6 protein-coding genes and 1 pseudogene are annotated in these 8,198 nt (G+C 48.6%); 4 read left to right on the top strand and 3 right to left on the bottom strand.

Features of this window, described 5'->3' with window-relative positions:
* From Q0236_RS07950 to Q0236_RS07935, 4 genes and pseudogenes are all read left to right on the top strand, one after another.
* Positions 1-89 (top strand): annotated as a pseudogene (locus Q0236_RS07950) (superoxide dismutase); the annotation flags it as partial.
* 390 nt (positions 90-479) lie between these two features.
* Complete coding sequence (locus Q0236_RS07945) at positions 480-1,010, top strand: DUF1104 domain-containing protein (RefSeq protein WP_297916712.1); 531 nt, start codon at positions 480-482, stop codon at positions 1,008-1,010.
* Between the two features lie 475 nt (positions 1,011-1,485).
* Positions 1,486-2,148 (top strand): response regulator transcription factor, encoded by a 663-nt coding sequence (locus Q0236_RS07940; RefSeq protein WP_297916710.1) that lies wholly within the window; start codon positions 1,486-1,488, stop codon positions 2,146-2,148.
* Between the two features lie 18 nt (positions 2,149-2,166).
* Positions 2,167-3,264 (top strand): HAMP domain-containing sensor histidine kinase, encoded by a 1,098-nt coding sequence (locus Q0236_RS07935; RefSeq protein ID WP_297916714.1) that lies wholly within the window; start codon positions 2,167-2,169, stop codon positions 3,262-3,264.
* A 945-nt stretch (positions 3,265-4,209) separates the two neighbouring features.
* Here Q0236_RS07935 and Q0236_RS07930 read toward each other — a convergent pair.
* From Q0236_RS07930 to Q0236_RS07920, 3 genes are all read right to left on the bottom strand, one after another.
* Positions 4,210-4,806 carry a phosphoesterase gene (locus Q0236_RS07930; RefSeq protein WP_297916708.1) on the bottom strand — a complete coding sequence of 199 codons (597 nt, stop codon included), beginning with the start codon at positions 4,804-4,806 and terminating at the stop codon, positions 4,210-4,212.
* An 83-nt stretch (positions 4,807-4,889) separates the two neighbouring features.
* Positions 4,890-6,383, bottom strand: a complete 1,494-nt coding sequence (locus Q0236_RS07925) for an RNA ligase (RefSeq protein WP_297916706.1) — start codon at positions 6,381-6,383, stop codon at positions 4,890-4,892.
* Between the two features lie 319 nt (positions 6,384-6,702).
* Entirely contained in the window at positions 6,703-7,743 is a 1,041-nt protein-coding gene (locus Q0236_RS07920; RefSeq protein ID WP_297916704.1) for an isoaspartyl peptidase/L-asparaginase family protein, read from the bottom strand.
* Between the last annotated feature and the right edge of the window lie 455 nt (positions 7,744-8,198).

The raw sequence follows: 8,198 nt of genomic DNA, 5'->3' as shown, positions 1-8,198 counted from the left end.
TGGTTCACGTAGGCGGCGATAACCACAGCGATCATCCGAAGCCGCTCGGTGGCGGCGGCGCTAGAATGATCTGCGGCGTTATAAAATAAGCTTCTTCGCGGATGAAATTAATCATCCGCAATCTCTAAATTTAGCAGCCCTGCGGTTAAATTTACGCGATGAAATTTCGCCGTCCGCAGCGCCGAGATACGCCCGCTTTGCCGTTAAATTTACGCACGGCGGGCTTTTGATACAACCTATGCAGTGCGAAATTTTGTATTAAATTTACGCGCCGCGCCCCCTCCCGCTTAAAATTTTAAAATTTAACTCCGTTTGCACGCATTACGCCCTGTTTTTGCCGCAGCGGCGTAAAATTTTCCAAATTTAAATCAAAGTTCTAAATTTACGGCTCCGAGCTATTTTTGCGGCGCGAGAGCTCACTTAACTTTTTCTTCACGACTTTTTATTACAATCACGCTAACTTTCACAAAGGAGAGAAAATGAAAAAGATTGTTTTAGCAAGCGTTTTAGTTGCTGGCGTGTTGTTCGCCGCAGATTTTAGCTCGAGCAGCCCCGAGCAGATCAATGCCTCGATCGCCGGCGCCGACGCCAAGAGTTTAAGCGAAGCGGCGTTTGAGATCGATAAGCGCGCAGGCGAGCTAAGGGCGCAGGCAAGGGATCTCAAGCGCGGATTTAAGACGGAGTTTAAAAAGAAACTGGACGCTATGGGCGTCGAGGATCGCGAGAGATTCCTAGACGAGTTTAGAAAAAACTATAACGCCCAGGCGGGCAAGCTAAGCGTCGAGCAGGCGGATAGGCTTGATATCGAGCTTAAAGACCGCGGCAATTTCGGCAAATTTAAAAGGCCTGCTCATGGGTTTGGCCCGCACAGATCGCAGGCGGCTCCAGGAGAGTGCGGCCATATGCCGCATAAAGGAATGGACGACGGTGCGTGTCCGGCAATGCCGCCAAGGGGCGATACGCCGTGCAATCAAAATGCGGGCGCTGCTCCGTGTCCTATGGCGCAGTAGTGCCGCTTACGCGCAAGCTACGTAGTTCCGCGCAGCACTTGCGCGGAATTTTGTTTTATCGAAACACGACGCGAGAATTTTAGAATTTTAGCTTGAAATTTATGCGGCGTAGCGCCGATAAAATTTCGCGAAATCTTATCGGCGCAGGCGAGGTTTTGAAATTCTGCGCCGCGAAATTTTATATTGCGAAATTTAGAATTTCATAGCGGTAAAATTTTAAAGCTTTAGCGTTGCTTTGTAAATTTTAAAATTCCGCGGCGTGAAAATTTTATATCGTAAAATTTTAGTTTCTTACGCCGCGCCGCGCGAATAATACTAGGCGAGCAATCTTACAAGCCTAAATTTAGTAAGCATACTTTTGAGCCAAGACGCGCTGTTTCGCTATGATAAAATTTTGCCGTGAAATTTCGCAATTAAATTTTACGTGGAATTTCACAGGGTATAATTTCAAAAATTCTACGCAAGGAGGCGGGCTATGGCAAGGGTTTTGATCGTCGAGGACGAGGGGATGCTGCTAGATATGATGTGCACCTACATGCGCGGCGCGGGGCACGAGGTAAGCGGCAGCAAAAGCTACGACGAGGCGCTATCTTTAGCGTACGAAAAGAGCTTCGATCTGTGGATCTTCGACGTCAAAATTATCGGCGGCAGCGGCTTTGCGCTGCTTCGCGAGCTACGCGAGGCGGGGCGGGGCGCACCGTGCATTTTCACGACGTCGCTAAATACTCTGCAAGACGTAGAAAGCGGCTTTAAAAGCGGCTGCGACGACTACCTCAAAAAGCCCTTCGAGCTAAAAGAGCTAGCCCTGCGCGCGGATAATCTACTAAAGCGCACCTTTGTCCACAACGCCGCCCTGCGCGAAAATATCGGCGGAAGCTTTAGCTTCGATATGGCTCAGCACGCGCTTTATCGCGACGGAAGAGCCGTGCCGATGCCGCAAAAGCAGGCGCGGCTTCTTACTCTGCTTTTGAAAAACCGCGATAAATTCCTTAGTAAGGATGAAATTTTCGCCGCGCTGTGGGACTACGACGAGAGTCCGAGCGAGCTTAGCCTGCGCGTTTATATCGCAGAGCTGCGAAAAATTTTGGGCAAGGATCGCATCATAAACGCCTCCAAGCTCGGCTATAAATATCTTTAGGAGCGTGCCGTGTCCAAAATGCGTCAAATTTTACCGATTTTTTTACTCTACACTCTTACTAGCGTCCTGTTTTTGGCACTGGTAAGCAGCGTATTTTACGAGCGGGAGAAGTTTTTTATCGCGGATCGCGATGCCTTTGCGATCAGGGATTTCAAGCACGGCTTAGAGGCTAAGCTCGCGCGCGGCGGGCGCCTAAACGAGAGCGATTTCGACGCCATGCAGGCATACGCGGCGGATCTGAATAGTAGCGATGAGATCGCTCGGGATTTCGAGCCGAAGGATGACGCGCCGCGCGTGTATATGGAGGGAGCCAGCAGGATCGAGCAGTTTAATCTCACCGCCAAGGACGGCACGGAGTACTACGTAGCGATCAAAACTGAGGCGCTTGAGGGCAAGCTAGCGGCGCTGAAGCTTAAAATTTTAGCCGCGAGCGCGCTTGTTTTGGCGCTTATTTTGTTGATCGCATATTTTATCATCCGCCTTTCGCTGCGCCCGCTTTACGAAAAGATCGAGTTTTTAAACGGCTTCATCCGCGACACCACGCACGAGATAAAAACCCCGCTTAGCGTGATTTTGATGAGCATCGAGCTTTTCGATACCGATGCGAAAAAATATCTAGGCAATATCAAGGCGGGCGCAAACACGATAAACGCGCTCTTTGAGGATCTAACCGCGCTAAGCTTAAACAAAAGCGGCAGCGGGCGAGAGGTAAATTTAGGCGAGCTACTGCAAAGCCGCATCGAGTATTTCGGCGTCTCTGCGGAGCAAAAGTGCATAAATCTACGCGCCGATCTGCGTCCGGTAGTCTTTTGCGCGGATGAGTTTAAGCTGCGAAAAATCATCGATAATCTGCTTGGCAATGCGATAAAATATTGTGATGAGCTCGGCTGCGTCGAGGTGAGCCTGCGCGAGCGCTCGCTTAGCATTAAAAACAGCGGCGCGGGCATTGCGCAGCAAAATTTGCCGCATATTTTCGAGCTTTACACCCGCTTTGACGAGCGCAACGGCGGCTTTGGCATCGGGCTTTTTATCGTGAAAAAATACTGCGACGAGCTCGGGCTTAAAATTTCGTGCAGAAGCGAGCCGGGCGAGACGGAGTTTCGGCTGGAATTTTAACTTTACCCAAATGAAATTCTGCGCGAACGAAATTTTAGCAGGCGGGCTTGCTGGGTTTAACCGCGTGGGTTTAAATTTAGCTAGCGATTCCGTCCGCAAAATTTGCGCCAGATTATAATTAATGGCGAAATTTACGCATGCAATTCGGTCGCGTCCATAAAATTTTGCCCGTCGGTTTGCAGAATACACAGCGTAAAATTCTACGGAATTTCGTGAAATTTTATTTGGACGTGGACAAGATCGCGGTGGCTATGGATAAAATTTGCAGCAGTTTAGATAAAATCGCGCGCGACAATCGGTAAAATTCCGTGAAAATTTCGCGGCTCGCAAATTAAGTTCGCCCTTGCTCTGCTATCTCATACATGCCGTATTCATAGCCCGCACAAAAGGCGGCGCTGTTTTGGGTTTTGATACTCGACGAAAGCTACCCTGCTTCCCATTCTTGCCGCTCGGAGCGTTGGCGTGGACTACGCGCGGATAAATTTTAAAATTTAGACAAGCTCCGCCCCGCCGAAGCAGAGTAGAGCTTGTCTAAAACGGGCGGCGCAGCTATTTTAAGCGCATGGCCGCCCTTTAAAACGTGCGGCAAATTTTAAAATTTACGCGGAAGTAAAGAGCAAACGAGGCAAAAGAGGCTAAATTTGATCATTTCTCGCTGGGCGCTCTTACGACCTTCGTGCTATCCGCTGCCTGCTTAAATTTTTATCATTTCTCGCCTAGCAGCCAATAAACGATCGGCTTGTCTCCGAGCTTTGCTTCGCCTTGATACATTCCTAGCTTATCTTTTGTCCACGCAAAGCCCGTGCCTCCGTGCTTGTCGATCGAAATGCCGCCGCCGCTGCCGCCGAGTCCTTTGCCTATCCCGGTATTATGCGGGTGCTTTTGTAAGATATTGCGGCAGGCTACGCTTAAATCAATGCTGCGGCTGTCCGCGTTTAGCCCGAATCACGAATATCTTGCCGCGATTTGCCTTTGCCCTAAAATTTGCACGATCTCCTCTAAGCTTAAAATTTTGCCGTGCGAGTCAAAGCCTACGTTTAGTATGCGCCCCTCCAGGCTAGAAGCGCGGTCGTGCAAGTGTCCGTGAAGCATAAAAGAGCCTTTCGAGGCGTGGTTGTGCTCCTCCACGGGATAGTGAAACATACAGATGCTCATACCCGCTTTGCCGTCCTTTATCGCGCCCGCGCCGCCGTCAAAATTTAGCTCCTTGTAGTGCAGGATATCGCTAAAAATAGGATTTCCGTCATCTTTTAGCTCGCGTAGCAGCGCTTCTTTGTTTTGGCTAATGAGCGTATCGTGGTTGCCTAAAATCAGCACATGCGAGCCGTTTAGCCTGCGCGCGACGCTTTTTAGATCCTTCAATTTATTACAAAATGCAAAATCGCCCAGATCATAAACCGTATCCTCGGGCCCCACTACAGCGTTCCAGAGCTCTATTAGCTTTTCATTCATCTCGCTTACGTCGTTAAAAGCCCTAAATTTAGGGCAGTATTTCATAATATTGCCGTGATAAAAATGCAAATCGGAGGTAAAAAATATCATCATTTTCCTTTAAATTTTAATCGCCGCATCAAATTTGAGCTTTACGTAAATTTACACGGCGTCAAATATTCGCACGGTAATCGTTAAACTTTTTCTAAAAATTCTTTTATAAAGCCTAGCTTGCCCTGCTCGTCAAGGGATCTGAATTCTCGCTCGTTTGCTTTGATGTGATCGACCAAAGGGTGAAATTCCTCATCGAGCTTGGTTTTATCCAGTTTGCCGGAAAGCGCCTCGTTTTTACTGCGAGCGAAAAATTTATTCACGAGATAATAAGGCGTTTTCATCTTAAAGCAAAAATCGTTTTGGCTCGGGATATACACCATAAAGCCCTCGAATTTCGCCTCTTTGACTATATTTTTAAGCTCCGCAAAGCTCGTTTTTAGATACTGCTCGCCCTCTTTATAAAAAGGTCTTTTTAGCGCTCCGTCAGTACTTGCGGCGATTTTATCCAGTTCAAATTCGCTCTCTTGCGCGCCGGTTTTAACGTCGATAAGTCCGATAAAAGTCTCTCCAAGTTCCTCTTCTACGATGTGCGGATCGCTCTCGTCGGTGATCTCAAATAAAAAAGTTTTATTTGGATAGCGTTTGAAAATCTCTTCAAATTTACAGCAGTGCTCGCGCGTCATCTGCGCAAATCTACTATCGGTCGATCCCGTCGTGGAGTAGATGACGCGGCGGTTAAAGCTCGCGCCGCTTTCGCCGATATCTACGTAGGTGCAACACCCCAAAAAGCCGTTTACCTTTCGCACGGCAAGCACGGGCGTATCGTCTGTGATATCGATAGGATAAAGGCTTTTGCGCGAGGTAAATTCCGAGTAGTTATAGACCTTTTTAAACGGGCGCACGATGATATTTAGATCATCGTCCATTATGAGCCCGCGCATCTCAAGCAGCGCCTTATCCCAATCGGCTTTGAAAAAGACGCGTTTTGAGTATTTATAGGTGCGAAGCTCGGGATAAAGCTCGCTTTGACGCGCACTCCAGAGCCTTTTATCCTGCGTAGCGGCGATATATTTTTTCGTTACGTAGGTATTTTGCGCCGCATCAAAGGGCAGATCGCGCCTGTTTAGAGCCGCCGCGTCTTTGATCTTTTGCGCTACGCTTTCGCTCATAGGATTAACGGGCGGGATCAAAATTTCGCCCTCTATTTTGTTGTTTGCGACCTTGATAAACATCGCTATCACCGTGTCTTCATCGACGCCGTGCTCGGAGGCGAAGAAATTTTGCATTCTAAAGCATTCGAAAATAAATCCATTTTGGGCGGCTTGCTCTTTTAGGCTTAGTAGCTCTTTGGTGCGCGCGCTCACGTTACTAAGCACGATAAGAACGTCTTTAGCTTTGTTTTCCATGGCAAATTTATACACCTGCTTTATCTCGCGGGCGACTTTGCGCTTCGCATCCTCCAAAAGCTTCGGCGACCAAGTATAAACCCCCGCCTCATCGGTTAGAAACATATCGTTTTCCAGATGATAAATTTGCGCCTGCGGATATTCGTTTTGAAATTCTTTAATTTTCTCTTTTGCGAAAGTCGTTTTACCCGAGCCCGCGTGTCCGCGAACGACTATAAATTTTCTCATTTTACCGCCTTGATTTTATGTGGCGATATTCTACCTGAAATTTGAGCGCCTTGGTATCAAGAAATATGGATTTTGGTAAAATTTAAGACCCAACGGAACTTAATACCCCTTGATTTGAGCCTAAGTTAAAGAGAGTCAATTTTAAAAAAGTAGAAAATTTGCGCTTTGCCAAGGTACTGAAAGTAAAATTTGACCGAATTTAGCCTCGCCGAAGCGCTTGATTGATGAAGGCGCCGAATTTTGATAGACATACGAAAAAAGCGTATTTATCCTTGCTATTTGATTTAAATTTAGCCCCGCAAAGGGGCTAAATTTACGTTTATTTCTCTCCAAGTGGCCAGTAAACGATCGGTTTGGCTCCGAGCCTTGCTTCGCCGTGATACATGCCGAGCTTATCTTTCGTCCACGCAAAGCCCGTGTGTCCGTGCTTGTCGATCGAGATAATGCCACCGCTACCGCCGAGTGCTTTGACCTCTTTTACCGCTTCTTCGGCGGCCTTTTGCACGTCTTGCGTTTTGTATTTATAAAGAGCCGAGACCTCGTGCGCGGCGTTTACGCGCATGTAGATGTCGCCCGTGCCGGTGCAAGAAACCGCCACCGAGTCGTTGTCAGCGTAGGTTCCCGAGCCTATTATCGGGCTATCGCCGATGCGGCCGGTCATTTTGTTTGTCATGCCGCCCGTGCTGGTAGCCGCGGCTAGGTTGCCGTTTTTATCCAGCGCGATCGCGCCCACGGTGCCAAGATACGGGCGCTCGTGCAAATTTAGCGACGTCTTTTTTGCCTTTTCGCTATCAAGTAGCAGCTTTTGCTTCTCTTTGGCTTTTTGCAGCGCGTCGTATCTAAACTGCGTGAAAAAATACTTCTGATCCACCATCTCTAGGCCGTTTTCTTTAGCGAGCTTGTCGGCTCCCTCGCCGGCGACTAGCGTATGCCACGTCTTATCCATCACGAGCCTGGCGCCTAGGATAGGGTTTTTGATATGCCGCGCCATCGCGACTGCGCCCGCTTTTTTGGTCGAGCCGTCCATGATCGAGGCATCAAGCTCGTTAAACCCATCAGCGGTAAATACCGCGCCCTTGCCCGCGTTGAAATTCGGATCGTCCTCAAGCACCATTATCGCCGCCGTAACGGCATCCATCGCGCTGCCGCCCCGTTCAAGCACGGCTTGACCCGCTAAAAGCGCCTTTTTCATCGGCTCTTCGCGGATTTTAAATTCCTCTTTGGTTAGATCAAGCCCGCTGGTGCCGCCGTGAATGACGATAACCGGGGAAAATTTCTCCTGCGCATTCGCAGCCGTTAGCCCGAGCAGGGCCAGACTCGCCGCCATAAAAACGGCCTTTGAGAGTGAAAAGTGCTTCATATCTCATCCTTTCGAAAAAATTGCAGAATTTCTAAGAAATGATATAACTTTGCACTTTTCGTTTTGCTTAATTTGGGGCGAGCGGGGCGAGTAAGTTGGCCCGGCGAGTAAGGAGGGCGGGTAGTTCGGGCGGCTAAATTTCGCTAAAAACGGATCGGTGCGCCCGTTTCGTCCGCGCTTTTTTTAAACGGCGAGCGCTCAAAGCAGTTTTGCAAAAAGTAGCCGTTCGCGCGCCGCCTATCCTCGCTCATCGTTTGCGCCGCCGCTCTTAGCCTGACATCTTGCGCGCCGTAAAATTTAGCCGCCGAAAGGGTCGCGATGAGGTTAAAATTTTAAGATGAGGTCTAAATTTAAAAAGAAAGAAGGGCAAAAGCTCGGGTAAGTTTTAAAATTTAACCCGCGCCTCGTCCGTATAAGCTTAATCTAAAATCTTACTTCCAAATCGACGTAGAAAT

This window comes from uncultured Campylobacter sp., from assembly GCF_938031315.1.
Lineage (GTDB): Bacteria > Campylobacterota > Campylobacteria > Campylobacterales > Campylobacteraceae > Campylobacter_B.
Note: the sequence above shows the minus strand (reverse complement) of the source record. Positions and strands in the feature narration are given on the sequence as shown.